30 protein-coding genes, 1 tRNA gene and 1 riboswitch are annotated in these 26,095 nt (G+C 46.1%); of the genes, 7 read left to right on the forward strand and 24 right to left on the reverse strand.

What is annotated here, in order from left to right; all coding sequences use genetic code 11:
* Positions 1–524: 524 nt before the first annotated feature.
* Entirely contained in the window at positions 525–1,172 is a 648-nt protein-coding gene (locus M1E06_RS16590; RefSeq protein WP_020450692.1) for a spore coat protein, read from the forward strand.
* Here M1E06_RS16590 and M1E06_RS16595 read toward each other — a convergent pair.
* Complete coding sequence (locus tag M1E06_RS16595; protein ID WP_243390395.1) at positions 1,162–2,061, reverse strand: hypothetical protein; 900 nt, start codon at positions 2,059–2,061, stop codon at positions 1,162–1,164. The two genes, M1E06_RS16590 and M1E06_RS16595, sit on opposite strands and share 11 nt — an antisense overlap.
* A 116-nt stretch (positions 2,062–2,177) precedes the next feature.
* On the reverse strand, positions 2,178–2,738 hold the full coding sequence (locus tag M1E06_RS16600) for a YhcN/YlaJ family sporulation lipoprotein (RefSeq protein WP_025811842.1): 561 nt from the start codon (positions 2,736–2,738) through the stop codon (positions 2,178–2,180).
* Between the two features lie 144 nt (positions 2,739–2,882).
* Between M1E06_RS16600 and M1E06_RS16605 the strand changes: the two genes are divergently transcribed.
* From M1E06_RS16605 to M1E06_RS16620, 4 genes are all read left to right on the forward strand, one after another.
* Positions 2,883–3,047, forward strand: a complete 165-nt coding sequence (locus M1E06_RS16605; protein ID WP_229129138.1) for a hypothetical protein — start codon at positions 2,883–2,885, stop codon at positions 3,045–3,047.
* A gap of 357 nt (positions 3,048–3,404) precedes the next feature.
* The gene (locus M1E06_RS16610; protein WP_254114887.1) at positions 3,405–4,286 is read left to right on the forward strand and encodes an alpha/beta hydrolase family protein; all 882 of its coding nucleotides are present in this window, start codon (positions 3,405–3,407) and stop codon (positions 4,284–4,286) included.
* 31 nt (positions 4,287–4,317) lie between these two features.
* Complete coding sequence (locus tag M1E06_RS16615) at positions 4,318–4,608, forward strand: alpha/beta hydrolase family protein (RefSeq protein WP_254114896.1); 291 nt, start codon at positions 4,318–4,320, stop codon at positions 4,606–4,608.
* Positions 4,609–4,726: 118 nt separating this feature from the next.
* The gene (locus M1E06_RS16620) at positions 4,727–5,068 is read left to right on the forward strand and encodes a hypothetical protein (protein ID WP_020450688.1); all 342 of its coding nucleotides are present in this window, start codon (positions 4,727–4,729) and stop codon (positions 5,066–5,068) included.
* Between the two features lie 45 nt (positions 5,069–5,113).
* On the opposite strand, the gene M1E06_RS16625 is transcribed toward M1E06_RS16620, so the two are convergent.
* The 4 genes from M1E06_RS16625 to M1E06_RS16640 form a co-directional block, all read right to left on the reverse strand.
* Complete coding sequence (locus tag M1E06_RS16625; RefSeq protein ID WP_020450687.1) at positions 5,114–6,499, reverse strand: L-cystine transporter; 1,386 nt, start codon at positions 6,497–6,499, stop codon at positions 5,114–5,116.
* A 126-nt stretch (positions 6,500–6,625) separates the two neighbouring features.
* Positions 6,626–7,444: a MetQ/NlpA family ABC transporter substrate-binding protein gene (locus M1E06_RS16630; RefSeq protein ID WP_041817169.1), complete on the reverse strand. Its 819-nt coding sequence runs from the start codon at positions 7,442–7,444 to the stop codon at positions 6,626–6,628.
* A 21-nt stretch (positions 7,445–7,465) separates the two neighbouring features.
* Positions 7,466–8,116, reverse strand: coding sequence for a methionine ABC transporter permease (locus M1E06_RS16635; protein WP_020450685.1), 651 nt, complete (start codon positions 8,114–8,116; stop codon positions 7,466–7,468).
* A gap of 2 nt (positions 8,117–8,118) precedes the next feature.
* The gene (locus tag M1E06_RS16640; RefSeq protein ID WP_023856483.1) at positions 8,119–9,120 is read right to left on the reverse strand and encodes a methionine ABC transporter ATP-binding protein; all 1,002 of its coding nucleotides are present in this window, start codon (positions 9,118–9,120) and stop codon (positions 8,119–8,121) included.
* Positions 9,121–9,219: 99 nt separating this feature from the next.
* A riboswitch (SAM riboswitch) is annotated at positions 9,220–9,333 on the reverse strand.
* Between the two features lie 303 nt (positions 9,334–9,636).
* Between M1E06_RS16640 and cspB the strand changes: the two genes are divergently transcribed.
* Complete coding sequence (gene cspB, locus M1E06_RS16645) at positions 9,637–9,837, forward strand: cold shock-like protein CspB (RefSeq protein ID WP_003155376.1); 201 nt, start codon at positions 9,637–9,639, stop codon at positions 9,835–9,837.
* A 119-nt stretch (positions 9,838–9,956) separates the two neighbouring features.
* Here cspB and M1E06_RS16650 read toward each other — a convergent pair whose 3' ends face one another.
* From M1E06_RS16650 to queG, 16 genes are all read right to left on the reverse strand, one after another.
* Complete coding sequence (locus tag M1E06_RS16650; RefSeq protein WP_020450683.1) at positions 9,957–10,898, reverse strand: ABC transporter permease; 942 nt, start codon at positions 10,896–10,898, stop codon at positions 9,957–9,959.
* Positions 10,891–11,814: an ABC transporter ATP-binding protein gene (locus M1E06_RS16655; protein WP_216904213.1), complete on the reverse strand. Its 924-nt coding sequence runs from the start codon at positions 11,812–11,814 to the stop codon at positions 10,891–10,893. Before M1E06_RS16655 ends, M1E06_RS16650 begins: the two co-directional genes overlap by 8 nt.
* Positions 11,815–11,833: 19 nt before the next feature.
* Positions 11,834–12,376, reverse strand: coding sequence for an ATP-binding cassette domain-containing protein (locus M1E06_RS16660; protein WP_230631837.1), 543 nt, complete (start codon positions 12,374–12,376; stop codon positions 11,834–11,836).
* A gap of 441 nt (positions 12,377–12,817) precedes the next feature.
* A complete protein-coding gene (locus M1E06_RS16665) occupies positions 12,818–13,150 on the reverse strand; it encodes a hypothetical protein (protein ID WP_039072544.1) in 333 nt (110 codons plus the stop codon).
* Positions 13,151–13,163: 13 nt separating this feature from the next.
* Positions 13,164–13,694 carry an NAD(P)H-dependent oxidoreductase gene (locus M1E06_RS16670; protein WP_020450678.1) on the reverse strand — a complete coding sequence of 177 codons (531 nt, stop codon included), beginning with the start codon at positions 13,692–13,694 and terminating at the stop codon, positions 13,164–13,166.
* A gap of 17 nt (positions 13,695–13,711) precedes the next feature.
* The gene (locus tag M1E06_RS16675) at positions 13,712–15,277 is read right to left on the reverse strand and encodes a DHA2 family efflux MFS transporter permease subunit (RefSeq protein WP_217626294.1); all 1,566 of its coding nucleotides are present in this window, start codon (positions 15,275–15,277) and stop codon (positions 13,712–13,714) included.
* Positions 15,278–15,340: 63 nt separating this feature from the next.
* On the reverse strand, positions 15,341–15,973 hold the full coding sequence (locus tag M1E06_RS16680; RefSeq protein ID WP_020450676.1) for an HlyD family secretion protein: 633 nt from the start codon (positions 15,971–15,973) through the stop codon (positions 15,341–15,343).
* A 307-nt stretch (positions 15,974–16,280) separates the two neighbouring features.
* Positions 16,281–17,447 carry a sporulation protein YhbH gene (yhbH, locus tag M1E06_RS16685; RefSeq protein WP_020450675.1) on the reverse strand — a complete coding sequence of 389 codons (1,167 nt, stop codon included), beginning with the start codon at positions 17,445–17,447 and terminating at the stop codon, positions 16,281–16,283.
* A 166-nt stretch (positions 17,448–17,613) separates the two neighbouring features.
* Positions 17,614–19,509 carry a serine/threonine protein kinase PrkA gene (gene prkA, locus M1E06_RS16690; protein ID WP_020450674.1) on the reverse strand — a complete coding sequence of 632 codons (1,896 nt, stop codon included), beginning with the start codon at positions 19,507–19,509 and terminating at the stop codon, positions 17,614–17,616.
* 143 nt (positions 19,510–19,652) lie between these two features.
* The gene (locus M1E06_RS16695; RefSeq protein ID WP_125897635.1) at positions 19,653–19,868 is read right to left on the reverse strand and encodes a hypothetical protein; all 216 of its coding nucleotides are present in this window, start codon (positions 19,866–19,868) and stop codon (positions 19,653–19,655) included.
* A gap of 37 nt (positions 19,869–19,905) precedes the next feature.
* Positions 19,906–20,607 (reverse strand): hypothetical protein, encoded by a 702-nt coding sequence (locus tag M1E06_RS16700; RefSeq protein WP_035339144.1) that lies wholly within the window; start codon positions 20,605–20,607, stop codon positions 19,906–19,908.
* Between the two features lie 14 nt (positions 20,608–20,621).
* Positions 20,622–21,332 (reverse strand): polymer-forming cytoskeletal protein, encoded by a 711-nt coding sequence (locus M1E06_RS16705; RefSeq protein WP_035339146.1) that lies wholly within the window; start codon positions 21,330–21,332, stop codon positions 20,622–20,624.
* Positions 21,333–21,347: 15 nt separating this feature from the next.
* Positions 21,348–21,962, reverse strand: coding sequence for a YhbD family protein (locus tag M1E06_RS16710; protein ID WP_025811862.1), 615 nt, complete (start codon positions 21,960–21,962; stop codon positions 21,348–21,350).
* Positions 21,963–22,061: 99 nt separating this feature from the next.
* A complete protein-coding gene (gene trmL, locus M1E06_RS16715; protein ID WP_095323679.1) occupies positions 22,062–22,544 on the reverse strand; it encodes a tRNA (uridine(34)/cytosine(34)/5-carboxymethylaminomethyluridine(34)-2'-O)-methyltransferase TrmL in 483 nt (160 codons plus the stop codon).
* A gap of 37 nt (positions 22,545–22,581) precedes the next feature.
* Positions 22,582–23,484: an amidase domain-containing protein gene (locus tag M1E06_RS16720; RefSeq protein ID WP_023856472.1), complete on the reverse strand. Its 903-nt coding sequence runs from the start codon at positions 23,482–23,484 to the stop codon at positions 22,582–22,584.
* Positions 23,485–23,547: 63 nt separating this feature from the next.
* Positions 23,548–24,696: a tRNA epoxyqueuosine(34) reductase QueG gene (gene queG / locus M1E06_RS16725; protein WP_026580012.1), complete on the reverse strand. Its 1,149-nt coding sequence runs from the start codon at positions 24,694–24,696 to the stop codon at positions 23,548–23,550.
* Between the two features lie 80 nt (positions 24,697–24,776).
* Here queG and M1E06_RS16730 point away from each other — a divergent pair, with 80 nt between their 5' ends.
* Entirely contained in the window at positions 24,777–25,406 is a 630-nt protein-coding gene (locus M1E06_RS16730; RefSeq protein WP_023856471.1) for a hypothetical protein, read from the forward strand.
* Positions 25,407–25,514: 108 nt separating this feature from the next.
* Here the strand turns inward: M1E06_RS16730 and M1E06_RS16735 are convergent.
* Positions 25,515–25,588, reverse strand: a tRNA-Gly gene (locus M1E06_RS16735).
* A 143-nt stretch (positions 25,589–25,731) separates the two neighbouring features.
* On the reverse strand, positions 25,732–26,001 hold the full coding sequence (gene rpsN / locus M1E06_RS16740; protein WP_023856470.1) for a 30S ribosomal protein S14: 270 nt from the start codon (positions 25,999–26,001) through the stop codon (positions 25,732–25,734).
* Between the last annotated feature and the right edge of the window lie 94 nt (positions 26,002–26,095).

Below are 26,095 nucleotides of genomic sequence, written 5' to 3' on the forward strand. Positions count from 1 at the left end.
TGCCGATATCCACCCGGGCATTGCAAATCGATTGTTTTTCAGTCCATATTTAAACAAAAGTGCATGAACACAAGACCGACATCCGTCTTTTATTCTTCTTCCGGCAGCCTTTATTTGAATCCGACCTGTTTCGGCTCATTTGTTTTTTCGGATATCAAACATCCATCCACTCATCGAATTCCTTTAACTGCCGGAAGCATGCATGAACATTTCATCATCGCCCGGCAGATATGTGCTCCGTTTACAAAGGTACGAGGGATCTCAAAACCGGCCAGAATTTCCTCTCCTGATCCTCAGTTTTTTTCAGTTTGACGCCAAAATGACCTCATTTCCACTTTCGACCAATGAGATGATATATTGTCTTTGAACACAAGACCCCCATAATATTTTCTCTGAACTAAACTATTCGACGGTTAGAATAAAATCCCTTTAAATCCAGTTTATCGATTATTCCTTTTTTGAATAAACATGACGGCAAAAACGAAATATAATAGTTGAATTACATTTAAGGAGGATACGTTAGAGTGGAACAGCAAAACCAGCCGCAAATGCAAATCAATCAAGGCAATGAAGGAATGCAGCATATGAATCACGGGGGCCACGAAGTGTTTGACATGCATGAAGTGTTGTCCGGTATGATCGGCGTTCTTGAGCAATATATGATGTTCAGAGAGCATGTCAAAGATCCGGAGCTGCTCGATATTTTGGACAGGCAGCACCGGTTTATTTCGTCTCAGTACAACATCACAACAGAATGTTTCAGAACGGGGCAAAAGCCGAGCCAGGAAACGGCAACATATATGATGAAAGAGGATCGCCAATTTGTCTACGGGTTAAAAGATGCCCAGCCAAAACAGCCGAAGCAATCCGTGCAGGCGATTGATGACGCCTGTATCAGCAGCTTTATGCTCGGCTTGATGAAAACCAATTGTTCGGCATTGGCCATGGCGGCTCCCGAAGTGACAAACCCTGTCTGCAGAAGGGTTCTCGCAGACCAGATTCCTCACTATATCGAAATGGCTTATGAAATTTTCCTTTATCAGAACAAACACGGGTACTATCAAGTTCCTCAGCTTGCACCGCAAGACATGCAGAAGATGACTTCAGCATTCGCTCCGGTGCAAGGTCAGCCGCAAATGCCTCCGAACGGGCAGCAGAGACCTATTCATTGATAATGAAAACGGCACGGAAGAATGAAACCTTCCATGCCGTTTTTTTCGCTTCATATTTCCGTTTGAATTCTTTTTCAAAGCCCGGTAAAGACTGACCGACGGCGGCCTTAAATCCGTCTTCAAAACTTCCCCGAGCAGCCGTTTCCTCTATAATGTCGAGGATGATACCCCTTCCTTTTTTCTCCGCGAGCTCTTCGATCAAATAATAACTTTGCAAATAAATATCGGTTTCATATCCAATGCGTGCTTTTTGCCACTGCCGGTCGGTCTTCAGCTTGCTTAAAGGAACGGCTGACGGCAAAGTCCGGATTTCTACGGCGTCATGCGCAGAAACCCATTCCGCCACTCCCTCGTGAAACCAAAGCGGATAAGCTGCCGGGTCGGCATTCAGTTCTCTCAGCTTGACGTGAAAAGCATAATGGGTATACTCATGTATCAGCACCCGTTTGTACAGGAAGACGGCGAATCCCTCGCCGCTATTCAGATGCTTTTTCTCCTCGAGCAACAGCCCGATCATCCGCATATCATTTGAGTAAAATCCGGTGATATCCTTTAATTTTGAAAATGACTCCATATCATCGCGGTTTGAAAAAAAGATCAAATCAACGCTGTCTTGAAGAGGACTCGCAAACAGTTCTCGATTCATGTCAGCTGCTTCCTGAAGCGTCTCCTTTGTCAGCTCCAGAATCGTCCTATCTTCTTCAGCGTAATAAATGCTGACACTTTCATATTTAACCATTTCCAGCGATTCTTTCAGTTTTTCTTTTTTCCCCGAAAAAACAGCCGCCTCTGGGCTCTCTTGGCTGAACACGACAAAAACAGCCAATAACAGAGCGGATAGAGTGCCCGCCATAATTAAAATAAAGGCTGCTTTCATCTCTCCCGTCACATGTCATCCCTCCATCCGCAATGTGCTTCACTGTACTACACACTATGCGGGAAGGTTCAGGAAGTGGCCTGTATGAAAAGCAGCCAACAAAAAAAGCCGCTCATTGCGGCTTTTCATTATCTTTGATTCGGGAAAATTCTGTTGATCGTTTCACCGAATTCTTCAAACATGCCCTCGATCGGTTCGCCATTTTGGATTCTGTCGCCATAATTTCTCATCCGGTCAACAAAATCAGGATTTGCCGAAACGAATACATTGTTGATGTTATTGTCTGCTTCTTTAACCTTTTTCGAGATTTTCCCTTTCAACTCATTCGTTACGTCGCCTTTCGGATTGCCTTTCAAAACGACCGCTACATAAGCGTTGCGGTTTGTCGTAATGACGTTTGCACTTCTGACTTCTTTCAGTTCCGTCACTTTGTCTGCGGCTTTATCCGCCACTTCCATATTATTATTATCCCGGTTGGCATCGCGGTTGTCTGTCACATTCATTTGGTCGTTGACGTTTCTGCCGTCATTGACATTCGTGCGGTCGTTATCTCTGTTTGTTACATTTTGAAGCGCATTGTCCTGGTTGCGACGGTTGTTATCCGCCCCCTGGTTTGCCATGCCGCATCCGGCTGTGAACAAAAACGGAAGGAGCAAAGCAACAATCGCGCCTTTTTTCATACTAAACATTAAAATTGCCTCCTTTAATGATTGACGTATAGGTTTTTCTTTTTCGTGTTATTTATTTGTCTAAAGCATATTTTTTATACGCGACTTTTGTTATGATCTTATTGAATGTAAAAATACCCAAATAAATCCGGAGATGTATATAAAATGGAAAAAGCAAAAAGCATTTTGTATGTGCTGCGAATTAAAGACTTTGCGGTACATCCCGATGAGACGCAGCTTGTTTTTGATACAAATCTCAACGGAACATCAAACCTGTGGGCGATGGATCTTCCCGATGCATACCCGTACCAGCTGTCATTCTTGAATTAGGATGCAAAAGGAATCGCCTACAATCCCGACGGCTCTATTCTGTATGCCGGTTTTGACCATGACGGAAACGAACAAAGCGGACTGTACAAGCTTTCGTCAAAAAACGGGTCGTTCCATTCATTAAACGGAAATCAAACGGACCGCCACTTCGAGCCCATCCCTGTCCAAAACGCCGTTTACTACTCCTCCACAAAGGACAATCCGACATTTTTAAATACATACAGATACGATTGTCTCGCTGAAAAAGAAGAGCTTATTTTTGAAGGAAAAGACGGAACTTCAATACTGGCTGATGTAAGCCCGGGCGAGAAAGCCGTCAGCATCCATGTCTACTATGTCAACAGCCACAATGTCTGCATGATCCATACCGCTGAAGGTGTGACGACAGGAATCGTCCCCGATGAGACGCTGCCTCATATGGTTTATTCTTCCCGCTTTGCATCTGATGATCGGTTATTCGTCACGACAAACTACGAAGCCGAGTTTTCATACCTTGCCTTGTACAACGTTTCATCCGGTATTTTTGCGCCGGTGCTTTCGATTGACAAAACTGATTTAACAGCCATCCACGCTGATCCGAGCGGAACTTTCCTTTATCTGATTGGAAAAAAAGGCGTCAAAGAGGTGATGTATGAGTACAACACAGCAACAGGAGGAAGCCGGGAGGTGGACTGCCCTTGCACATCCATTTCGAAAATACACTGCGCCTCTTCGGGCACGCTGTACATTCTCGGCTCAACGCCGACCAGGCCGGCTAATCTCTATGTATTAACGAAAGGACAGACGAAATGGCGGCAATTAACGAAACATTCGGTTCCAGGTTTCTCCGAACAGGAGCTGTCATATCCGGAGGTTGTGACATATCCTTCTTTTGACGGTCTCGCTATAGAAGGGCTGCTGTTTAAGCCGGGCCCGGAAGAAGCGAACGGCTGGACGATTATTTGGCCGCACGGCGGACCGCAAGATGCAGAAACCTTTATGTTCTATGATCTCTTTCAACTCGCTGCGAGAATGGGCTACCAGTTATTCGCCCCTAATTTCAGGGGATCAGCGAATTACGGCTATTCCTTCTTTAAAATGGTTGAACAAGATTGGGGAGACGGACCGCGCCTCGATATGACTGCAGGCATCGACTGGCTTATCGATCAAAAGCTTGCGGACCGCGAAAAACTTTTTTTAATGGGGGGCAGCTACGGAGGGTATATGTCGCTATTGCTTCACGGAAGGCATCCAGAGTAGCGCCGTCGTCGATATATGCGGAGTCAGCAATCTGTTTTCGTTTGTCGAATCCGTACCGGATTTCTGGCAGCCGATGATGGAAAAATGGGTCGGCAAGCCTGAGCGGGATTATGAAAAACTGAAAGCCGATTCTCCTGTTACATACCTGGAGAATATGACTCAGCCGATGCTGATCATCCAAGGCGCAAACGATCCCCGCGTCGTAAAGGAAGAGTCCGATCAGGTCGTCGATCGGTTAAAAGCAAGGGGGCGGAATATTGAGTATCTTGTTTTGGAAAATGAAGGGCACGGTTTTTCTAAAACAGAAAATAAAATAAAATAAAAGCCTACCATAAAATTTTCGAATTTTTCGAAAGTAACCGCTTATATCTCGCGGCACAACTTGAAGAATAAAACCGATCAGGACTGGGGATGGTATACGTAAAAAGGAGGTTGACCCTTTGTTTAGAAGAAGATCAGGCATCCATCCCGCTGTATTGGTTTTAGGATCAGCTGCATTGACCGCGGCTTTTTCTCCCGAAATCCGCAAAAGATTGACAGGCATGTTCGCGAAGGGCATGGGAGGTCGACAGCAAGGTAACGGCCGAAACCAGATGATGATGAATCCGGCTGACATGATCAAACAGGCTTTCAATTCCGGAGGACAGTCACAGGAACATCGCCAGTCAGGCCATACGGCAAACGACCAGCATCAATCAAGCCATATGACTGCCCCGGTTAATGTCATGAACGATCAGACTGCAAACCAGACGATGTTCGATAACGACCAAAACTATTCATAAAAAACGGCCCGCACGAGCAATCAAGCTGTGCGGGCCGTTCTTCTTTTACACTTCTGCTTCAATGATATTAGTACGGTCTTGATACGTGTCTTTTTCAAGTTCATTTGTTGCTTTGCTTGTGACAAGTCCTGACGTCATGCTGCCGCTGACATTAAGAGCCGTACGCCCCATGTCGATGAGCGGCTCAACCGAAATCAGCAGTCCAGCAAGCGCTACGGGCATATTTAACGCCGAAAGGACGAGAAGCGCTGCAAATGTCGCACCTCCGCCGACGCCTGCCACTCCGAAAGAGCTGATCGCAACAACAGCGATAACCGTGAACAAAAATGACGGCTCAAGCGGATTTTGTCCGACCGTCGGCGCAATCATGATCGCGAGCATTGCAGGGTAAATTCCGGCACATCCGTTTTGTCCGATGGACAGTCCGAAGGAACCGGCAAAGTTTGCAATGCCTTCGGGAACACCGAGGCTGCGCTGCGTTTTAATGTTCAGCGGCAAAGCGCCTGCGCTTGATCTAGATGTAAACGCGAATACAAGGACCGGAAACGCCTTTTTCAAGTATGTGACAGGATTTAAACCGCTGAATGTAATGAGCAGCAGGTGAATGATGAACATGACGATCAGCGCCACATATGAAGCGATGACAAATTTGCCGAGCTTGGCAATGCTGTCGAGATCGCTCGTTGCAATCGTTTTTGTCATGATCGCCAATACACCGTAAGGCGTCAGCCTCAGAATCAACGTCACTACACGCATAATGATCGCATACACGGCATCAACCATCTTTTTGAAAAGCTCAGCTTGTTCAGGCTGTTTTCGATTGACCCCGAGATACGCGATTCCAAGGAAAGCCGCAAAAATAACAACGGCGATCGTTGATGTCGGTCTTGCTCCCGTAAAATCTAAAAACGGATTCCCCGGAAGAAGCTCGACAATTTGCTGTGGAAGTGTTTTGGCTTCCATGTCCTGCGATTTCTGTTCGAGTTCCGCCCCTCTCATTGACTCTGCCTGGCCTTGATCCACATGGACAGCCTGCAGGTCGAAAGCAAGTGCGGACGCGATTCCCACCGCAGCAGCGACAGCTGTCGTCGCGATCAAGAGGCCGATGATCAATCCGCTGATTTTTCCGATATTGTGCGTCAGTTTAAGCTTTGTAAAAGCACCCAAAATCGAGATGAATACAAGCGGCATAACGATCATCTGCAAAAGCTTCACATAGCCGCCGCCTGCAATATTAAACCAATCAGATGTCTGCGTAATCGTTTCTGAAGACGAACCATATATAAAATGCAAAGCGAATCCAAAAACAATGCCGATTCCCAGAGCGGTAAATACCCGCTTAGAAAAAGAAACATGTTTTTTTTGCATCATATAAAGGAGCGCCATCAGGCCGAGCATGACGATAATATTAATAACAACAAATAATGTCATGGTAACAAAAGCACCCCCAGAATTTTTTACATTTAAAAACTATAGTACAACAAACCTGATTGGTCAAGTAGGAATTATCGATGTATTTCAATATATGACCCGGGAATCAATTGCGCGACTGACATTTTATTCGCCGATGTCTTTCAGTGGAACAAAAGTCGGCAGCTGTGCACCGTCAAACTCTTTTTTGATCAATTCAGCGGTATCGTCTGATTGGTACAGCTCAACGATCTTTTTCAAATCTTCACGGTTCCGGTCTTCTGTTCTGGCCGCAATAATGTTGATGTACGGTGTCGCTGTTTCGTCTTCCAGTTTAATCGAATCTTTGACAGGATGGAAGCCGGCGTCAACCGCTATGCCGTTGTTGATAACAGATGCAGCGACGTCGGGAAGCACGCGCGGCGTTTGCTCTGCGGCCACCGTTGTGATTTTGAGTTTTTTAGGATTTTCTTTAATCGCATCAAGCGTTCCGTTTCCGTCAAATCCGTCCTTTAATTGAAGCAGGCCGGCGGACTCCAACAGGAGCAAGGCTCTGCCCATGTTCGTCGCTTCGCTCGGAACAGCGATTTCCGCGCCGTTTGGTATATCGTCAGGCGAATCATACTTCTCGGAATAAATGCCCATCGGAGCGATGATCGTTGTGCCGATCGGCGATAGTTCAAGATTGCGTTCCTTTTTGAATGCATTAAAGTAAGATATCGTCTGAAATGCATTGGCGTCAATGTCACCGCCCGCCAAAGCCTGGTTCGGCTGAACATAATCAGAATATTTGACGATTTCAAGCTTTAAGCCTTCTTTCTCGGCTTTTTTCTTCACAAAGTCCCAGATTCTTGTATCCGTTCCGCTGATGCCGATTTTAATGGTTTTCGCATCAGAGTCTGCCGCACACCCCGCGATCACTCCCGCAAGCAGCAGTAAAATGATAACAAATGTGAACTTTTTCATCATAGCTGTCTCCCTCTCTGTTTATCTTCTTCTCAATTTTTTGGACAGAACGTTTCCGGATGTCTGCAATCCCTGCACAACGATGACGAGAATTGCAACCGTGATGATCATCGTCAGCGTGTCAAACCTTTGGTAGCCGTATGTGATCGCCAAATCCCCAAGACCGCCGGCGCCTATCGCACCAGCCATCGCCGACGCTCCGACCAATCCGACCGTTGCCACCGTAAAACTCAGCACAAGCGAACCGAGCGCTTCCGGAATCAGAAACCGGAAGATGATCTGCCGCGGAGTCGCTCCCATTGCTTCAGCGGCTTCAATGACTCCCGGATCGACTTCAAGCAGAGAGTTCTCGACGAGCCTTGCGATGTAAGGCCCCGCATAAAAAGTCAGGGGAACAATCGCTGCCGATGTGCCGATGGACGTCCCCACAATCAGCCTTGTCACCGGAATTAAAGCAACCATCAAGATGATAAACGGAACGGAACGGAAAATGTTAATGATCATATTGACAACCGTAAAAACTGCCGGATTTTCAAGCAGATGCCCCTTCCTTGTGACAACCAGCAAAATGCCGAGCGGAATGCCGATCACGCTTGAAAATAAAAGCGAGAAAACCGTCATTTGAATCGTCTGAACCAGTGCGTCAATGATTTGGTCATATGTAACAAGCATGCTTATACCTCCCTGATGCGAATGTTTTCTCTGCGGATATATTCGAGCGCCCGCCCGATTTCACCGTCTTCCCCCTGCAGTTCAACCGTCATACTGCCAAACGGAATTCCCTGAAGCTCTGTAATCGTTCCGTGCAGAATGTTGACTTCTACGTCAAACCGCTTTGCCACTTGCGAAAGAAATGGCTTCCCGGAAGATTCGCCGACAAATTGAAGCTGGTAGAGATGCTTCACATTTAATTTTTGAATCGATTCAGGTATCTCGTGGTCGATGGCTGATTTGACAAAGCTTTTGGCCGTTTCGGTTTCCGGCGCGGAAAACACGTCAAACACGCTGCCTGATTCAATGATCCTTCCTTTTTCAATGACCGCGACTTTGTCGCAGATTTCTTTTGCCACATTCATTTCATGAGTGATCAACAAAATCGTGATGTTATATTGTTCGTTGACGCGCTTCAGCAGCTTCAAAATATCGCCGGTCGTCTGCGGGTCAAGCGCGGATGTCGCTTCATCACAGAGCAGAACCTCCGGATTTGTCGCCAGCGCCCGGGCAATGCCGACGCGCTGCTTTTGGCCGCCCGACAGCTGATCCGGATAATCGCGGGCTTTATCCTCAAGTCCGACAAAATGGAGCAGTTCCGTCACTTTTTGCTTGATTTCGGCTTTCGGTGTTTTGACAAGCGCGAGCGGCTCAGCGACATTAGCGAAAATCGTCTTTGAATTTAACAGGTTAAAATGCTGAAATACCATGCCGATCTTCCTTTTAACAGCTCGAATCTCAGCTTTCGACAGAGACATTAAGTCTCTTCCGCCGACGAATACCTTTCCGGCCGTCGGTTTTTCAAGGAAGTTCACACAGCGGATCAGCGTGCTTTTCCCTGCGCCGCTGAATCCGATGACGCCGTATATTTCCCCTTTATCTACATGAAGGTCGATTCCATTGAGCGCATGAACCTTCTGTCCGCCGCTTTCATAGACCTTTTCAACGCCTTCAAATGTAATCATGATGATCTTCCTCCTCTTTTTGGCTAACAAAAAAGGCTCCCTCTTAAAAAATAAGAAGAAGCCTTAGACGACACGAAGTAAATAGAGTGGTCCGCTCTCTTCTTATCTTCCAAGCCCGTACGGCTTGTTGGATGTGGCACAGTATTCTGCTGTATGCAGAACCCGCTGCCGAGGCTTCATAGGGCCAATTCCCTCCGCCTCTCTGAATAAGAAGTGTTGATGCATGAAGTTTTACCTAACTTTACAGCTTCTTTGAAATGTTGTCAATCAGATTTGTGAAAATTTCAAAAACATGCTTTTCAATGCTTTATTTTTCGCCCTGATTATTAAATTTCACTTTTTTTAAAAAAATTGTGTTTAGCAGTTGTAATTTCGCTTAAACACTGGTAAAGTAAAGGTAATTATTTTTGTTCGAACTATCTTTAAGAAGAAAGTTTTGTAAGAGTTTTCGTCTTGGAAGTTTGTTTTAGAGCAAGAATAGTGAATTTAAGCGTTATCGCTTTAGGAGGAAATTTCATGCTAGAAGGTAAAGTAAAATGGTTTAACTCTGAAAAAGGTTTCGGATTCATCGAAGTTGAAGGACAAGACGATGTATTCGTTCATTTCTCTGCTATTCAAGGCGAAGGCTTCAAAACTTTGGAAGAAGGCCAATCTGTATCTTTCGAAATCGTTGAAGGAAACCGCGGACCACAAGCTGCTAACGTAACAAAAGCGTAAGCTGTGAACCGCTGATCTTCATACAGGACTGCTGACCGAATGTCAGCAGTCTTTTTATATTTTATTTAAAAAAGCCTCACGCCCGGAAAACCGGGGTGAGGCTTTTTCGTGAATACCGCTTATGAAGCGATGTCTCTTTTTGTGAATGCCCCAAAGGCGAGCACATGAAAAACGATAAAATAGACAGCCAGCACGACAATCGAGAATCCCAGCGTCATATCTGAAACAAGCGGAGATCCATCAAAGTATTGAGTGAGATCAGTGTTGGCAAATAAGATGTATTTCACCCATTCAAATTTTGTCGCGAGCAGGTTTGTCACCGTTCCGCCCATTGCCAAAAGGAAAATTGAAATACCTACGGCAAGCGAGCTGTTTCTGAAAACAGCTGAAATCATAAAGGCCATTGTCGCCATCATCAAAAGCGAGATTGAATTCAGCAAATAGCTGCCGGCCAAGTGCAGCAGCAGGCTTTTTTCTTCAACTGTTCCATCGGCGTACGCCAAGTGAACCTGGCTGCCGTCGCCTGCCCCGAATAAAGCAAGGCCTGTGATACCCGCGCTTGCGAACAGAATGAAAAGCAAAGCCAATGCAAAAAGCAGAACTGTAAAATATTTTGCCAGCAAAATTTTAAAGCGGCTGATCGGCCTGATCACAAGCAGCTTCACCGTCCCCCAGCTGAATTCATTCGCAACGATTCCCGCAGCCACCGTGATCACAAACAGACCGAGGAGGGGAATGATGCTGCTCGCGTCGCTGATGAACGACAGGGCCGAATAGTCCCCGTCTTCCGGCAAATCGTGCTTGATTCGATACTCATTAATGGCGGTCGACCGTTCATAGCTTTTTTCAAGTGCCGGATTATTGACCCCTTTAAGTTGTTCTTTCATATCTTTATTTTCCTGCATTAATTCTTTTTTCCAGTCCGGGTTGTGGTCTGTCTCTCCGATCGTCTTTGTGAGAACGCCCAGCCCGATGGCAGATAACAGCAAAATCGCGATCATGACGTATGTGCCTTTTCGATTAAAAATTTTGATCCATTCATTTACGATGAGATTAAACATGCTGAGCTTCCTCCTTATCTGCGGTGATTTCCAGGAACCGGTCTTCCAGCGACTTGTTCACAGCCTTCACTTCATATAGGCGGACACCGCTGTCTGTTAAGTGTTTGATCAAATCAGGCACTTCATCCTTTTGAAGGCTGAGCTCTATCCCGCCTTCCGCTTCGTCAACCTTCATCTTTCTGAAAGCAGCCGCTTCCCGCATCAGAGCCTGATTGTCATCCGCTTGAAGATAATAGCGCTTCTTTTCATCCCGAGCGGGTCCGTGCACATGCTGAATATCCCGGAGCTTTCCGTTCTGGATAATGGCGATCCTGTCGCACATCAGCTCCATTTCTGAAAGCAGGTGGCTTGAAACGATGACCGCCATACCTCTTTCTCTCGTCAGCTTTCTTAAATGATCGCGAATTTCCCGGATACCGGCCGGATCAAGCCCGTTCGTCGGCTCATCGAGAATCAAGAGCTTCGGATCGTGCAAAAGGCTTTGGGCCAGGCCAAGCCTTTGTCTCATTCCTAAAGAATACGTTTTGACCTTATCGTTGATCCTGTTTTTCAATCCGACAAGCTCGACGATTTCGTCAATTTTCTGTTTCGTCACGCCTTTCGTCATGCGCGCGTATTGCTGAAGGTTTTGATAGCCCGTTAAAAATTTATACAGTTCCGGATTTTCAACGATCGCTCCGATATGCCGCGCGGCCTTTTCAAAATTTTCTTTTACGCTGACGCCGCACACGGCGATTTCACCGGCGGTGATGTTCATATGCCCGACAATCATCCGGATCGTCGTCGTTTTTCCGGCGCCGTTCGGACCTAGGAAGCCGAATATTTCGCCTGCCCGCACGTCAAAGCTCAAGCCGTCGATAATCTTTTTCCCCCTGATCGTTTTTGATACATTTTTTAATTCCAAAAGTGTTTCCACTGTTTCTCCTCCAGCCTTTTCAATTTTTTTCTTCAATAAACCGTTTCAGCCATTCCAAAAGCGACATTCCGGATTCCTCGCGCAGCTGTTCGACATCCTTTTTTTCTTCAATTCGGCCATTTAAGACGACGACGACCTCATCCAAAATTTGTTCAATTTCATGAATCTCATGGGTGGCGATGACGATTGTCTGCTTATCAAGCTCCAAATATGTAAGAAGGCTTTTGACGATCGATTCTCTCACCATCGGATCAAGACCGGAAAACGGCTCATCAAGCAGCACGACTGCTGCATCGCGCGCCAATGTGAGCGCGAGCTTCAGCCTGCCCCGGTTGCCTTTGGAAAGCTTGCCGATTTTTTTATCCCCGTCGATTTTCATGTCCTTTAACAGATCCCACGCTTTATTTATACGGAAATCGGAAAACTGGGTTTCATAAAAGTGAATCATATCCTTGACCCGAAATGGATCGTAGAACATATCGAGCTCTGTTAAATAGGCGATGTTCTTCGTCTCCTTTCTGGCTGAATCAGCTTTTAAAGAAATGCTCCAGAATCTCTGCACTTGATGAACAGCGCCTCGAATAATCCATAAGCATTGTAGATCAACAAGGAAATGTCCCGGATGAATTTTTGATAGCCGAATATTTTCTGAGCGCTTCATCTATCGTTCGAAAGAACATCACCTCATGTGGAAAAAACACGGAGCCTAAAAAGACAGCGATATTGACAAGAAGCAAATGACGCGGAAAACAGGCTGTTGCTGCTTGAGAGCAGAACGCTTCTGACAATCAGCCCGAAAATGAATAAACTAGCGCGGGAAATCAATTGGTATACAACAGCAATAACGCACTGTTGTTCGGATTATATAACCAAAGCTGCGTCTTTCCTTCCAGACCGAGCTGTATCAGAGTACTGCATCAGTAGTACGAGGGAAATCACAAGTAATATTGCAAAAAAGCGCAAATAAAAAAAGCAAACCCGCTGGTTCCCAGCGAATTTGCCTTTAATCCTGTTCCCGCTTTTTCATGGATTTTAATGCTTTTCGGTAATCCATATCGTCCATTTCCGTTTTCTCGGAATGGTTTTTTTCCTCTTTTGGATGTTGAAGTTTTTGCAGAATCGCCCGATAGGTTTGATCATTCATTTCGAACGGATCTTGCTGATCGGCTTCAACTTGCTCAGCGACTTCTTCTTCCTGAACATGAGGAATGCCAGCTTCAGCTGCCGCGTTATCCTCATGTTCGGGTTTATCCTGTGAAGACGCCGACCGCACATTAAATACCACCAGACCGATAATGACGAGGACAGCAGCGATGATGGTCAATATAATGGTCATGTCAAATCGCTCCTCACTGTCCTGCTGTAAAGCGGTCTGTCACTTGGGCGACGCGTCTGCCTAAAGCCCGGCCCAGCTCCAGGCCTTCTTCGCCGATCAGTTCGTCACTGTCGACAGGACACGTGATGCCTGCACCGTAATAAGACCCGTATAAAGCATTTTCAGGTACATTTCCAGGCAAGCCGACGACCATCATGCCTTGATGAAGCATCGGTGTTATTAAGTTGAGCATTGTCGCCTCAAGACCGCCGTGAGTTGTCGCTGTTGTGCAGAAGACTGCGCCGATCTTATTGATCAGCTTCCCTTCCGCCCAAAGGTAGCCCAGCCTGTCGATCCAAGTTTTTAATCCGGAGCTGATTGTACCGAAATGACCTGGGCAGCCCCAGATGATAGCATCCATTTCTTCGAGCTTTCTAATATCCGCCTGGCTGACATGATCGATCAGCACGTCTGCAGCCTCATGTTCCCCTGCGCCTTCCGCAATGGCTTCAGCCAGCTTTTTCGTATGCTCGCCTTCACTGTCGTAAACAACATAAATTTTCATGTCAGAACCTCCTCATTTTAAGATTCTTTCGCTTCTTTAGGAGCCGGAAGCAATGTCAGCTCCTCCGCCTTGTTCTTCCTGCGCAGCTTGTCTTTTCTGACATCCCTCAAAAACAGGCTGAGAACGAGGCCGATGACACAGAACCCGGCCGCCCACATAAATGCGTCATTGATGCCCATGACATTCGAGTTGAGCTGAGCCTGTCCGGTCAAATATTTCACGACATATTGTTGTGCTTGTTCAAGAGATATATGCATCGATTGCGCTGTTGACTGAATGGTTGACTGCAATGTGCTCATAAATGACGGATCAGCCGTATTTGTCTGATCGGCCATTGATGCATAGTGGAATGTCGTGCGATTTGTATAAATCGTCGTGATCAAGCTCGTTCCGATCGAACCGCTGATTTGGCGAAGCGTATTCGACATCGCCGTTCCGTGGCTGTTTAAATGCTGCGGAAGCTGGTTCATGCCGGCAGTCATGATCGGCATCATCAACATGGACATCCCAAACGCCCGAATCGCATAGATCAACACGATGTGCATATACGGTGTATCGATCGTAAGCGTCGTAAATTCGTAGGTCGTCACAACAGTGATCAATAATCCGACAATCGCTAGCGGCCTTGGGCCGACTTTATCAAATAAAATTCCTGAGATCGGCGACATCACAAGCATGACGAGTGCGCCCGGCAGCATCAGAAGCCCCGACTGAAGCGCTGTAAAGCCGACCAGGTTTTGCAAATAAATCGGAATCAGGAACATTCCTGCATACAAAGCAACTGTAATGATGGCGTTGATCACGCTTGACAGTGAAAACATATCGTATTTGAACACTCTGAAGTCAAGCATCGGCTCTTTCGATTTCAACTGCTGGATGATAAAAGCGGCAATGCCGATCACACCGATCACAACTGTGGAAAGTACGAGCGGATCATCCCAGCCGTCTGAGCCGGCTTCGCTCACACCATACAGCAACGCCGCAAATCCGACAATTGAAAGAATCGCGCCTGCTGTGTCCAATTTGATTTTTTTAGGTTCCGTCATATTTTTAAATAGGAAAAAACCGAAAATGATGACGATCAAACCAACCGGCACAAGGCCGTAAAACATGATCCGCCAGCTGTAGTTTTCAATGACCCAGCCGGATAGCGTCGGACCGACAGCAGGAGCAAACATCATCGCAAGCCCGAAGATTCCCATTCCTTTCCCGCGGCTTTCCGGAGGAAAGATAAAGAGAATCGTGGTCATGACCAAAGGCTGAAGTATGCCTCCGCCGACTGCCTGAATGAGGCGTCCGGTTAACATCGTCGAGAAGTTAGGCGCAATTCCGCATATCAGCGTTCCGACCGTAAACAGCAGCATCGCCGTTAAAAACAAGCTCCGTCCGCCGAACCGCATAATCAGGAAGGCTGATAAAGGAATCAAAACGCCGTTGACAAGCATATATCCGGTTGTCAGCCATTGAATCGTTGTGGCGCTCACATTGAACTCTGTCATGAGATGAGGCATCGCCACATTCAGTAGCGTTTGGTTTAAAATGGCCAGAAACAAGCCGCCCATTAAAATGATGAGCAGTGACATATTTCCTTTTTTCTGAGAAGCCACTTATGACATCCTCCTTTCGCTCGTTTTTATTTCCCCCGGTTATTTTGAAATTTTCACGGATGCGTTCATTCCCGGCAGCACTTTGTCAGACGGGTTTTTAATTGAAATTTTCACAGGTACTTTCTGCGTCACTTTCGTGTAGTTTCCGCTTGAATTGCTTTGAGAAAGCAAGTCAAATGTTGAGTTTGTCGCATAGCCGATTTCTTCGACATTTCCTTCAAATGTAGTGCCTGAATCACCGTCAACGACGATATCGACTTTGTCCCCTTTTTCGATGTCTTTCAGGTCGTTTTCTTCAATGTTAGCTGTAATGTACAGATGATCCATGTCGATGGTTTTCGCAAGCGTTTGACCGGCTTGTACGATCTGGCCTTCTTTCGCTTCGTTTTTGACAATCGTTCCGTCCATGATCGACTTCACGTCAACCGTTTGTTCCCCTTTGATTTTCGCTGCTTTTTCGTCTTTTGAAACTTTTGATCCTTCTTTCAAATCCCAATCTGAGAGCTTCCCTGATGCAGGCGCCGTAATGTCGGCCATCTCGCCTGTCACGTGTGCTTCGTCGGTTTTCACATAGCTGATGCTGTCATAATAGAAATACGCACCTCCTGCTAAGATGGCAAGCACGATGATGAGTCCGATAATGTTCGTCGCAATTAAACGTCCTTTGCTCATGTTTATTTCTCCTTTCATATCCTTATATTTTGGATGAAGCCGGTTTGATCGGCTTCCGCGGTTTTGCGTTTTCCTATTTCCTGCCCAGCAACTTGCGGGACGTGTACTGAAAAAGTTGTTCAAAACTGAGCAAGAAAGATCGGAAGCGGTAAATTTGTTTTTACCTCTGCACAACAAAATAAATAGTTAACAAGATTAAATATTAGTTAAAGTAATAAAGAATGTCAATAACCTTGCACTTAAAATTTTGATTTAAATATTTTCCAAACAAAAAACCTCCGCTGCCGGAGGTTTCAATCGCGTTTTTTCATGTATATTGATGCCGTTCTTCATTGCTGAAGAAGCTCTTCAGAGCCTGAAAAACATCGGCTTTCTGTTTCAGCACATAATACTTGAATTTTTCGTTTTTAATATTTTTGTAGGCTGACATTAACGTTGAATGTCTGTTGTACTGGTTGACTTCGCCATAGCAAAAGATATTCGCTTTCTCCATAATCTCTCCGACAAGCTTAACGCAACGCGCATTGTCGGATGTCAAATTATCGCCGTCCGAAAAATGAAACGGATAAATGTTATAGCGTGTCGGATGGTATTTGTCTTCAATCAGTTCGAGGGATTTGCGGTATACAGATGAACAAATCGTGCCCCCGCTTTCCCCTTTCGAAAAGAAATCTTCTTCTGATACCACTTTGGCTTCAGTGTGATGGGCGATAAACTCAATATCGACCGTTTCATACTTTGTCCGTAAAAAACGTGTCATCCAAAAGAAAAAGCTTCGCGCCATATATTTTTCCCAAACGCCCATCGATCCGCTCGTATCCATCATTGCGAGCACAACGGCTTTTGATTCCGGCTTTACGGAGTCATTCCACGTTTTAAATTTTAAGTCTTCGGGGTAGATCGGATAAAATGAAGGTTTTCCCGTCATTGCATTTCGCTTAAAAGCGCTGAGCATCGTTCTTTTCTTATCGATATTACCGGTCAAACCCGTTTTGCGGATATCGTTGAACTCAATATCTTCGACAACGATATCATCCCGTTCTTTTTGTTCTAAATTCGGCAGTTCCATTTCGCTGAAGAGCGCCTCTTCCAAATCGATTAACGAAACTTCAGCTTCATAATAATCTTCACCGGCCTGATCGCCCGCTCCCTGGCCTTTGCCGGCGCCCCGTTTATCCGAACCGTCCCTTGCGACGATATCTCCTACCTCGCTGTCGCCGTCTCCTTGGCCGGCATGTTTATTTTTATCATAGTTATAGCGGATTTTATACTCATCTAACGATCGAATCGGAATTTTGACAACATCTTTGCCGTTGGACATAATAATGCTTTCTTCTGTAATCAGGTCAGGCAGATTGTTTTTGATCGCGTCCTGCACCTTTTTCTGGTGACGCTGTTGGTCATCATACCCTTTTCGGTGGAGGGACCAGTCTTCCTGAGAAATAATAAAATGGCCATTGTCTTTATGGGACATGAATTCCCCTCCTTATTGATAATCCCCTTAAATGGCTTCGGTTTATAGCCCTGCGGATGCAAGTCTAAAATGTTTATTGTTATCTTATGCAGGTGCAAATAACTTTTGACAAACAATTTTGAAAATGGGACAAAAGGACCCGCCCTTCTCCGGACGGGTCTTCAAGTTACCGGTTTAATAAGCTTCCTACATATTTTAAGAGTTCGTTTGCGCTAGTCGAGTTGTAGCCGTGCTCATCAATGAGACGGGCGACGACCTCGTTGATTTTCTTGAGCTGCTGTTCGTCCGGCGTTTTTGTCGATGTCGTGATTTTGACGACATCTTTCAAGTCTGCGAACAGCTTTTTCTGAATGGCTTCTCTGAGCCGCTCATGCGAATTATAGTCAAACCGTTTCCCTTTTCTTGCATAGGCAGAAATGCGAATGAGAATTTCTTCGCGGAATGCCTTTTTCGCATTTTCGGAAATGCCGATTTGTTCTTCTATTGACCTCATCAGCTTTTCATCAGGATTCATTTCTTCTCCCGTCAGCGGATCGCGAAGCTTAATTTTATTGCAGTACGCTTCGACATTATCAAGATAATTGTCCATCAGCGTTTTCGCAGATTCCTCATAAGAGTACACAAACGCTTTTTGGACTTCTTTCTTCGCCATTTCGTCGTATTCTTTTCTGGCGGCGGAAATAAAGTTCAAATAACGCTCGCGGTCTTCTGCCGAAATCGATGGATGCTGGCTAAGCCCTTCTTTTAAAGAACGGAGGACATCAAGCGCATTGATCGATTCCATGTTTTTGCGGATGATCGTCGACGAGATCCGGTTGATGACATAGCGCGGATCGATTCCGCTCATTCCTTCGTCAGTGTATTCTTTTTTCAAATCCTCGACATCGACAGAATTGTAGCCTTCAACACTCTCTCCGTCATACAGCCTCATTTTTTTGACAAGATCAATGTCTGACCGCTTCGGCTCTTTCAGCCTCGTCAAAATCGAAAACATCGCAGCCACTTTTAGCGTGTGCGGCGCAATATGAACATCAGACACATCGCTTTCAGCGATCATTTTTTCATAAATTCTTTCTTCTTCTGATACTTTTAAATTATATGGAATCGGCATGACGATAATCCGCGAATGGAGCGCTTCGTTTTTCTTATTGGATATAAATGAACGGTATTCGGTTTCATTCGTGTGGGCTACGATCAATTCATCCGCTGAGATGAGCGCGAACCGGCCCGCCTTGAAATTCCCTTCCTGTGTAAGCGATAAAAGATGCCAGAGGAATTTTTCATCGCATTTCAGCATCTCCTGAAATTCCATCATTCCTCTGTTCGCTTTGTTTAATTCTCCGTCGAACCGGTATGCGCGCGGATCGGATTCCGATCCGTATTCGGCAATCGTCGAAAAATCAATGCTTCCCGTCAGATCAGCGATATCCTGCGATTTAGGGTCCGACGGACTGAACGTGCCGATCCCCGTCCGTTTATCCTCTGAAAAAAAGATTCTTTCAACCTTCACGTCTTCTATTCTTCCGCCGTATTCCTGTTCCAGCCTCATCATGTTCAAAGGGGACAGGTTGCCTTGAATACGGATGCCGTATTCATTGTAAAAATCGTCCCGCAGATGCTGAGGAATTAGATGAAGCGGATCTTCGTGCATTGGACAGCCCTGAATGGCGTAGACAGCCCCTTCATCTGTAAGAGAGTATGCTTCAAGCCCCCTTTTCAGCATGGTGACCAAAGTCGACTTTCCCCCGCTGACAGGCCCCATCAAAAGCAGGATTCTTTTTCTGACATCAAGGCGCTTCGCGGCCGGATGAAAGTATTCTTCAACAAGGCGTTCCAAAGGCTCTTCAAGACCAAACAGCTCTTTGTCAAAGAAGCTGTATACTTTTTTCCCGTCTTTCTCTTCAATGCCGCTGTCTTTAATCATATTGTAAACGCGGGAATGAGCAGATTGCGCGACAGTCGGATTTTCCTTTACGATTTCCAAATATTCAGCGAAGGTTCCTTCCCATTTCAGACGCTGCTCTTCCTCTCTATACTGTTCAATCTTTTTTAATATATCCATAAGAACCTCCTATATGATGATAAATGCAAGGTGCCAAGTGAATCACTGTTACATTCAATCTATGCGGAGATGTCCCTTTAGATGCTTTTCATATAAAAAATGAAATGTACTTTCCTCGAATTGACAAGGATGGAGCAAACCATTCATAATAAGAGCAGAAAAGTTCCGTCCGCAAGTGCTCCTGCGGTACGGCTGATGGCATCGGTGCAGATGACAACAAGGGAATAAGGATGAGGAGGGATTTTAATGAGAACGTTGATCATGATGGGGGTCATCCTCGCGTTCCTCGTATCCATTTTTACTGCCGGATACGAAAGCAAACCCGGCAAATAAAATTCAAAGGAAAAAGGATGGCTCACTTTTGAAGCCATCCTTTTTTCGTAACATAACACTGTTTCATTCCTGTTGATCTTCATTCACTTCAGACTTAGGAGATACCCGGCAGCTGCTTTTGTATTCAACTTTCTCAATCTTGCATCCGGGCCCTATATGCACGCGGTTTCCCCTGACCATGCGGGCCTCCGTGTTTTCCAGGTAAATATCATCTCCTTCGATTGTCCCTGCTGAGAGAAAACCTCCGTTTCTATTAAACAAGAGCCCGCGTTTTTTGCCAATCTTAATATGCGTGCCGCCGATATCGCCAATCGAACTGTTTCCGAACTTTAAGCCGATGTCAATCGCGCCGGCGTTCAGCAGACCCTTTACGTCCAAGCTGCCCGTCAGTGTAAAATCCTCTGCCTCACAATCGCCTCTTACGTTCAGTGCGCCTTTGACATCGCACGTTTCAGCCGCCATATTACCCCCGATATTGATAATGCCTTTTACGGCTGCATCGCTGATGTCGGCGTCCTCAGAAACATCCGCCGTCCCGTACACTCTGGCTTTGTCAGCTTTCAGCCTCCCCCGGATCTCTGTTTCCCCGTGTACACTAAAGCTTTTGATTGTCGCATCGCCTGACAATTCGCTTGTGCCGTGTGTACTGAATTTTTCACATTCAATGTTTCCTGTGATCGTTCCTTCACCTCTGATGAGAACATGATGGAATGATCCGCCTCCGGCATTTCCGGAGCCGTGTATTTTCAAGTCGTGTTTCTTCATGTCCTATCCCTCCGCTATATTTTCCTCTTCTCTCCGACTTTTGCCGTTTCCGCCACCCGGATATCTTCCTTATACTCAATCAGGCCGATGTCGCAATTTTCGCCGATGATAACCGAATTGCCCCGGACAACTTTCGCGGCCGTATTGGCGAGTTCAATTTGATCCCCTTCAATCAGCTCGGCAGACAGTCTCGGAGGAGAAATAAGCGGCGTTAAAAACGAGAACAGCTTCGATTGATGTGCAGTGCAGACGATCCGCCGGCACCCGATTTCTTTCACTTTACTTTCACCGCCGTGAACCTTAATCTCAATTTGTTCCGCGTTTAAAAGCCCGTCGATTGTAAAATAGCCTTCCGCAGTAAAATGTTCCACTTCGCAGTCTTTGCCGATTGACGTTTTTCCGCGAACGATTGCTTCGTCGCCTTTCACATGTCCGCTAATGCCGGCATAGCCTAAGACTTTAAGCTGTTCTGCTTCAACATCGCCATCCACCTTTGCAGAACCGTCGATTCTGACCTTGGAAGCTGCGATTGCGCCGTTTAGTTTGGCGTGGCCGCTGATTCTCAACTCATCCGCTTTCACGTCTCCGTTTACAGTCCCGGTGCCGCTGCAGCTGAACCTTTCGCAGTCAATATCGCCGTTAATCGTTCCTTTGCCGTTTAATTCAACCGTTTGATACGTGCCTCCGCCTGAACTGCCAAATCCGTTTATCAATAAATTCTCCATCTTTTGATCCTCCATTTACATGAATTTTGTTTTCAATTCTTCGCTGCTCGCTGCCAGATTGATGTCAGCGGCGACCTTGACTCCTTTTTCCAACACGATGCTGCCCTCGGTGATCAGACATGTTGCAATGCCGAGCTTCCGAAGCACAATCAGCCTCCCTTTGTTCTCCGCCTCGTGCGACATGATGACATCCAGCACCATTTTTCCTTCATCCAGGCTGATGTCGCCGGATTGGAGCAGGCCTTCCAGCACATAAGCCGCAAGCGCTTCTGTCAGATGAAATGGATCATCGCGCTTTCCGGTGCATTCTTCAAAAAACGTCATGACCGCTTGTGAAACGATGCCTTTTTCAAGCAGTTCCCCGCGGCTCGCGTTTAGTTCGGTCAGACCGGGCGAGAACATTTCCGCCATTTCATCAAGGGAAAGATTTTCTTTCATGCTTTGAATGGTTTCGATTCTTTTTAAAATATCTTCCTTCGGAAAAAACGTTTCTTGTCCGGTGAACGTCGATTTCCGGATAAACCACTCTTCCGGTATTAAATTTTTCCGTTTCCATCTATAGAGCTGCCCGTATGAGATCGAAGTCAAATCCAGCAGCTCTTTTTTTGAAATTAAATCATCCTGAACCATCTGTTTCAGCTCCTTTACACACATTGTAACATAACACTGTTACATTAGAAAGTAAAAAAAAGAACCCTCTGTTAAAAAGGGCTCTTTTCCTGATAAAGCTTAAGTCAAATCTCTGTAATTCTGCTGGCGAAGCGCCTCGTACACGAGGATTGCTGCAGTATTTGATAAGTTCAGTGATCTGACATGCTCTGTCATCGGCAGGCGCAGACAGCAATCCATGTTTTGTTCGATCAGCTCTTTCGGCAAGCCGTTCGTCTCTCTTCCGAAGACAAAGAAGTGATCTTCGTTTTGATCTGAATAATCAAATGAAGTGTGCGGTTTTTGACCGAATTTTGTAATGAAGAAAAAACGGCCGTCAGGATGGGCATTAAACAATTCGTCCAATGAGTCGTGGTAGACGACATTGACGAATTCCCAATAATCAAGACCTGCCCGCTTGAGCATTTTATCGTCGGTTGAAAAGCCGAGCGGTCTGATTAAATGAAGCGTTGTATCTGTTGCTGCACAAGTCCGTGCGATATTTCCTGTGTTTGCAGGAATTTCTGGTTGATATAGTACGACATGCAATGCCAAAGTATTCACCTCTGTTTTTCTGATCCGCTGTTTATTATACCACTCATTACGATTTTGTCGTATCATCTGATATATGAAAAAACGCATATCGAATCGATGAAGTATAAGCAGGCGAATCCTCGTAAGACCAGTACCTCATCCGGCAGTCGTGCGTTTGCGCGTTCACCAGCGGCATATTGCTTTTATCCTTTGCCGTCACAAGAGCCACGTGGTCAAATCTTCCGTCTCCGTTAAAATCATAGCAGATGACATCGCCTTCGATCAGCTCTTTCGCGGCCCGCTTTTGAACCGCTCGGAGGCCGGCTTTTGACTGCTTCAAAAAGGTTCTGAGCGAATGAGCGACAGTCCAGCTGTAACTCCAGGAATGGTTTTGCATCCACCAGCCTTTTCCTCTGTTCGGATAGCCGCGCATCGGCGCATCTCCCGCCCTTATGCACTGGGAAATAAAGTTTGTGCAATTGTCTTCAAAGTTTTTGTAAGCGGGATTTCGTTTATTCCAATACGTTTCTGCATAGCGCACCGCGGCCAGCCGGTCATAGCGGAACGCCCTTCCCAGCAATTCGCGCATCTCATCATCGCCGCTTTCAGGGTCAGGATAAGACTGTGCGGCCGGACGCGGGGCCTTGGAGTCTTTGATGACCATCTGATCATACAAAATGGCGCTTCTGTCTTCAATATGTTCTTCCATATACATATCATCCCCGTCTTTGCACAAGTATGCGGTATGGGTTTGATAGTTCACATGCGACGCGCCGTCTTCATCAAGCCAGTGCTCTTTTACAGCTGCTTTCATATTGGCCTTCACGATCTGCACGCCGCGGTTTTGAAAAAGCCTCCGCTTCCGTTCAATGACTTCAAAACCCCCGGCATCCTGCCAGTTTGTTTCATCATTGCCGTTGATTAAGTAATGAAGTCTGGCTTTCAGGAGCTGCTCGATGATCTGTTTCAAGGGCTACACCACCATATGTTTGTTAATTCATTTCTCATCATTAAACATATGTCAGGACAGCCCTCAATTAGTCGCACTCGTTTCTTTTAAAAGGCCGATGCCTTTTTGGATTTCAACTTTTGCTTCTTCATCCTGCTCGTGCGCGAGCGCGCGCTCCAATTCACCCATCACATCTGCTCCGCCGATCTTTCCGACCGCCCATGCGGCGGTTCCCCTGATGACCGGCCGCGGATCTTTGTGCATCAGCTCAATCAGTTCAGGGAGAGCGTCCGTTTCTTTAAAATGGGCAAGTGCGATAATCGCATTTCTCTGAATCGGCTTTTTGCCTCTCCATGAGCCGGCCACGTGGCCGAACTTTTCTTTAAATTCGCGATTCGACATCGTCAGAAGCGGTTTTAAAAGCGGCTTGGCAATCTCAGGGTCCGGCTCCATTTCAGGATGCAGATGAAAATCGACCCCTTTATTTTTCGGGCATACCATCTGGCACGTATCACAGCCGTAGATCCTGTTCCCGATTTTCGTACGGAACTCGTCGGGCAGAAAACCTTTTGTCTGCGTCTGAAAAGCGATGCAGCGCTGGGAGTTGAGCTGCCCGGGGTTGACGAGCGCACCGGTCGGGCATGCCTCAATACATTTATTGCATGAGCCGCATTGATCTTCGATTCTCTCATCAGGCTCGAACGGAATATTCGTAATCATTTCCGCCAAGTAAACGTAAGACCCGAATTCAGGCGTAATGATCATGCAGTTCTTTCCGCTCCAGCCGATGCCCGCGCGCTCTGCGACAGCTCTGTCCGACAGCTCACCGGTGTCAACCATCGATTTCGTTCTGACATCGCTGCGCTGCGCTTTCAAAAATTCTTCCAGCTGATCAAGCTTTTCCCTCAGGACATGATGATAATCCTTTCCCCAGGAAGCTCTGCAAAAGATGCCCCTCCGTTCGCCTTTCTTGCTTCTCGGCGCATCTTTCATTTTTGAAGGGTAAGCAAGGGCGATGGCGATGATCGATTTCGCCTTCGGCAAAAGCAGATCCGGGTTCGTCCGCTTTTCAAGATCGGGTTCTTCAAAGCCTGATTCATAGCCGAGGGTCCGGTTCTCAATCAATCGTTCTTTTAATGTTTCAAAAGTATCTGCACTGGCGAACCGGATTTTATCGATGCCGATTTCCTGTGCGAATTCGATGACATCCTGTTTCAGTTTTTTCACATCCATCGTGCAGAGCCTCCTTTCTTTGTTTTCGTTTTCGCTCTCTGTATAATAGAGTGTACCATGACACGGGAGATGAATTTAAATTGGAACTTCGTTTGCAAATCGCGCCTGCTATTTTAAACCGCATTCCTTCATTTAAGGTTGGCGCTGTGTTATATCAAGATATTGAGATCACCGGCTCCCCGCAAATGCTCAAAGGCCGGCTCCGCCTTTTTCAGGAATCGCTGTTTTTTGACTATGCCGATCGCAGTCCCGAAGATGAATCGGCCGTTAAAGAATGGCATGATGCCTTCCGTGAGCTGAACCCGTCTTATTCAGGACGGGAAAGCGGACTCGAACGGATGCTGAAAGATATCAAAGAACAACGCTTTGTTGAGCCGGAAAATTCAGCGATTGATTTGAGCCGTTTTTTCTCCCTCAAATATTTGATACCGGTTCATATATATGATGCCCGGAAATTAAACGGTCCGATCAAAATCGAACCCGGCAGTCCCGGCGAGATCATCACGTTCTCCGATGATGCTGGAGCATTCGGCACGATCACCGGAAACCTCAGCCTTCATCATGCAGGAACGGATACAAAAGATGCCTTGCAGCTCGTCTTTTTCAGGCCCTCATTATCTATAGAAGAATCCCGCCGCCTGCTCGAGTCTTTAACAAAAATGTTCGAACAAATTCACGGCGGCGAACATATCTCAACCGTCTTTCCTTAAAAACCTGTTCTTAAAGAGAGCAGGTTTTTTACGATGATTTCATACATGAAAAAACGCAATGCTTCGTTTAATCTGAGAAACGAAACACTGCGTTATAAACAGTATGTATGGAGCGGGTGATGGGAATCGAACCCACGACATCAGCTTGGAAGGCTGAGGTTTTACCACTAAACTACACCCGCATATGATCTCTAAAAACAACATCATCGTTTTGACTTTTATTATGTTACACGTTTATTAAAATTTCGTCAAGGGTATATTAAAAATTTGTCGAAAAAAAGCCGCCGATATGAACATCGGCAGCTTTTTTCCGGACATTGACAGATTACCAGCTGGATTTCTTCACACCTGGTACCTGGCCTTTATATGCTAACTCTCTGAACGCGATCCGCGACATTTTAAACTTTCTCATATATCCTCTCGGCCTTCCGGTCACTTCGCAGCGGTTATGCAGCCTTGATGGCGCCGAGTCGCGCGGAAGCTTGCTCAAAGCTCTGTAATCGCCTTTTTCTTTTAGTTCTTTTCTGAGTTCCGCATATTGTTCAACAAGCTTTTGGCGCTTTTTTTCTTTAGCAATTTTTGATTTCTTGGCCACTCTGAGTATCCTCCTTCTCAATAAAGCGTAATGATTACGATTTAAATTTATCACAACCCGTCTTCCGATGCAAATAAAAAAAGCCTGCCTCAAG

Source organism: Bacillus sp. AK124, assembly GCF_053903085.1.

Bases quoted from the DNA above. Each gene is read 5' to 3' on its own strand.
- M1E06_RS16600 (WP_025811842.1), bottom strand. From the start codon at position 2,738: ATGTTTAGTATGAAAAAAGGCGCGATTGTTGCTTTGCTCCTTCCGTTT.
- M1E06_RS16605 (WP_229129138.1), top strand. From the start codon at position 2,883: ATGGAAAAAGCAAAAAGCATTTTGTATGTGCTGCGAATTAAAGACTTT.
- M1E06_RS16610 (WP_254114887.1), top strand. From the start codon at position 3,405: ATGATCCATACCGCTGAAGGTGTGACGACAGGAATCGTCCCCGATGAG.
- M1E06_RS16625 (WP_020450687.1), bottom strand. From the start codon at position 6,499: ATGACATTATTTGTTGTTATTAATATTATCGTCATGCTCGGCCTGATG.
- M1E06_RS16630 (WP_041817169.1), bottom strand. From the start codon at position 7,444: ATGAAAAAGTTCACATTTGTTATCATTTTACTGCTGCTTGCGGGAGTG.
- M1E06_RS16635 (WP_020450685.1), bottom strand. From the start codon at position 8,116: ATGCTTGTTACATATGACCAAATCATTGACGCACTGGTTCAGACGATT.
- M1E06_RS16640 (WP_023856483.1), bottom strand. From the start codon at position 9,120: ATGATTACATTTGAAGGCGTTGAAAAGGTCTATGAAAGCGGCGGACAG.
- cspB (WP_003155376.1), top strand. From the start codon at position 9,637: ATGCTAGAAGGTAAAGTAAAATGGTTTAACTCTGAAAAAGGTTTCGGA.
- M1E06_RS16650 (WP_020450683.1), bottom strand. From the start codon at position 10,898: ATGTTTAATCTCATCGTAAATGAATGGATCAAAATTTTTAATCGAAAA.
- M1E06_RS16665 (WP_039072544.1), bottom strand. From the start codon at position 13,150: ATGACCATTATATTGACCATCATCGCTGCTGTCCTCGTCATTATCGGT.
- M1E06_RS16670 (WP_020450678.1), bottom strand. From the start codon at position 13,694: ATGAAAATTTATGTTGTTTACGACAGTGAAGGCGAGCATACGAAAAAG.
- M1E06_RS16675 (WP_217626294.1), bottom strand. From the start codon at position 15,277: ATGTCACTGCTCATCATTTTAATGGGCGGCTTGTTTCTGGCCATTTTA.
- M1E06_RS16680 (WP_020450676.1), bottom strand. From the start codon at position 15,973: ATGAGCAAAGGACGTTTAATTGCGACGAACATTATCGGACTCATCATC.
- yhbH (WP_020450675.1), bottom strand. From the start codon at position 17,447: ATGTCCCATAAAGACAATGGCCATTTTATTATTTCTCAGGAAGACTGG.
- prkA (WP_020450674.1), bottom strand. From the start codon at position 19,509: ATGGATATATTAAAAAAGATTGAACAGTATAGAGAGGAAGAGCAGCGT.
- M1E06_RS16700 (WP_035339144.1), bottom strand. From the start codon at position 20,607: ATGAAGAAACACGACTTGAAAATACACGGCTCCGGAAATGCCGGAGGC.
- M1E06_RS16705 (WP_035339146.1), bottom strand. From the start codon at position 21,332: ATGGAGAATTTATTGATAAACGGATTTGGCAGTTCAGGCGGAGGCACG.
- M1E06_RS16710 (WP_025811862.1), bottom strand. From the start codon at position 21,962: ATGGTTCAGGATGATTTAATTTCAAAAAAAGAGCTGCTGGATTTGACT.
- queG (WP_026580012.1), bottom strand. From the start codon at position 24,696: ATGGATGTGAAAAAACTGAAACAGGATGTCATCGAATTCGCACAGGAA.